The following is a 2015-nucleotide window of genomic DNA, read 5'->3' as shown; positions in this document are numbered from 1 at the left end:
GCGCAGCGCTGTCGCCTGGTCGTTGCCGATGAAGGTGAGCAGCCGCTGCAACCAGCGCGACGGCACGGCGGGCGCGTCGCCGGCGCGCGCCGAGCGCGCCAGCAGCACCTTCCTGGCACCCATGGCCATCTGGAAGTCATGCGCGGCGAGGCCGATGCGCCGCTCCGGCGGTTCGAGATCGATGCCGGTCTTCATCAGCCGCGACATGAAGCGGTCGCTCTCCGGCTTGCGCGGCCAGACCCCTTCGTTGAGCCCACCGATGACCAGTGTGTCGACATGCTGCAGCCGGGCTTCCAGCGCGCCCCAGATGGCGATGTTCCTGTCGGTGCCTTGCGCCGGCTTGACGGTCTCGGGCGCGATCAGCGCCTCCATCACGTCAGGCCATTCGATTGCCGCGAACGACAGCGGCGCCGAAGCCGCGACCAGCCCGCGCAAAAGGTCGGCGAGCTTTTCGCCGGCATCGCCGGCGTAGAGTTCGCCAAGGCCGCCATCGGCGGAACTGCCGAGATTCTCCAGGGCAACGACGCTGGTCTCGACCAGCGCGGCAAGGCCGGCTTCCGCCTGGCCCCGAAAGGCTGAAAGCGGCGCCAGCGCTTGCTTGAGACGTTCAAGCAAATTCCGCGCGCCTTCGATGGAGCGCACGGTCAGCCGCGCAAACCAGAAGGGCGGCCGGCTGTCATCGCCAAGGCCGGTGAGGCGGGCTTCGAAAAGGTCCGGCAGCGACGCAATGTCGGGGCGGCCGGTGCCGCCGCGCAGCGCCACCAGTTCGACCAATTCCGCCGCGTGGCGCACATCGCCGCGTTCCAGGCCGAGGCCGAGCAATGGATGCTTGAGCAGCGACAACAGGCCGACCGGATCTCCCGGCCGGAACACCGCCTCGAGCGCCAGCCTGAGCAGGCTGGCCGCCGGCGTGTTGGAAAGCGGCGTGCCGCCGGAATCGTCGGCAACGACACCGAAGCGCTTGAGCTCGACACTGACGCGGCGCGCCAGGGCGCGGTCGCCGGTCACGAGAGCGGCCCTTTGGCCGGGTTCTTCCACGGCCTGCTTGAGTGCGACCGCGATCGCGACGGCCTCGTCGCGCTCGCTTGCCGCTTCGAGCAGCGTCACGTCGGCGAAGGCGGCGGCAATATCGGACGCTGAAAACCCGTTTCGCGTCTCCGCCCACAATTCGGTGGTCTCGGCCGGCCGCAACGCCTCGCCGACAAGGGCCGCGCGGAGCGCGAGCTTCGGCTCGGCCGCGCCGATCTCCTCGACATCGCCGCGCAGCACGCCAATCTTGCCGATCAGCTTCGCCAGGCCGTATTGCGGATGGCCAAGCACGGCTGGACGCGCGCCTGGCGCCACGAGCGCCTGGAAGGAGGCTTCGTCCAGTAACTGGTCGAGCCCGGGCAACACGATGGCGCCACCGGTGAGGCCGGCGATGGTCGCAAGCAGCTCCGCCGTGGCGGGGATGGAACCGGTGGACCCCGCGGCTATGACCGGCCCGGCGGGCGGATTGCGCCGCAGCCGCGCGGCCTCGGCGCGGATCAAGGCGCTGCGATGCGCTGCCGGGTTGGAGCGGTCGCTTTCTTCGAGGAATTTCGGCCAGGCATCGGTGACGATGCCGAGGAATTCGAGCGTCACCTGCCACCATCCGGCAAGGTTCCCGCTCACCAGGCCGGCAAGTTTGGCCCAGTCGGTGCCTTCCGTCTCGATCTCGTCCATCAGTCCGGTCAGATCGCGCGCCAGCCAGATCGCGTCGGCGGTGGAGGCAGGCACAACGATCTCCTCGGCGAAGAGCGCCGCGACATGGGCGGGCAACCGGCGTTTCCACGCCCGCACCAGCGGCGTTAGCAGCAACAGCCGTTCGGTGGCGGCGATCGGCGGCGCCAGATCGATTGCCGCCGATGGCTCGGCCTCGAACAAGGCTTCATCCTCGTCGAATTCGCCGAGCGGACGGATCACCGGCAGGATCGCCGAACCGCCGCCGCCACGCGCCTTCAGGCTGTCGACGAACACGCCGCGCAGGGCACGTG

Annotated in this window: 1 protein-coding gene; it reads right to left on the bottom strand. The window is 69.5% G+C overall.

What is annotated here, in order from left to right; all coding sequences use genetic code 11:
• Positions 1-2015: double-strand break repair protein AddB (gene addB, locus EOA36_RS34350; protein WP_127281121.1), on the bottom strand; the 2015-nt coding region annotated here is incomplete at both ends.

It is taken from the genome of Mesorhizobium sp. M8A.F.Ca.ET.021.01.1.1 (assembly GCF_003998025.1).
Classification (GTDB): Bacteria; Pseudomonadota; Alphaproteobacteria; order Rhizobiales; family Rhizobiaceae; genus Mesorhizobium.
The sequence above is the reverse complement of the archived record's forward strand: the minus strand, read 5'-3'. Positions and strand labels throughout refer to the sequence as shown.